Origin of the sequence: Aquirufa rosea (assembly GCF_004118285.1) — a bacterium.
GTDB lineage: Bacteria > Bacteroidota > Bacteroidia > Cytophagales > Spirosomataceae > Aquirufa > Aquirufa rosea.
In genome coordinates, this window is sequence record NZ_SDHY01000049.1 from 1 (window position 1) to 255 (window position 255).

Consider the following 255-nt stretch of genomic DNA (forward strand, 5'->3'; position numbering starts at 1 on the left):
TAGATTCAGACAATGATACCATACCTGACAAGGTGGAGGCTGGACCAAATCCAAATAATCCACTAGACACGGACTCAGATGGAATGCCAGATTTCCAGGATATTGACACAGATAATGACACAATTCCTGATAAGCTGGAAGCTGGTAAAGATCCAAGTACTCCAATTGATACAGATAAAGATGGAACTCCGGACTTCAGAGATCTTGATTCTGACAATGATGGTCTATTAGACAGAGTGGAAGCTGGTCCAAACC

At 42.4% G+C, this 255-nt stretch carries 1 pseudogene; it reads left to right on the forward strand.

The features are described from left to right. Nucleotides 1-255 (forward strand): annotated as a pseudogene (locus tag ESB04_RS12535) (hypothetical protein); the annotation flags it as partial.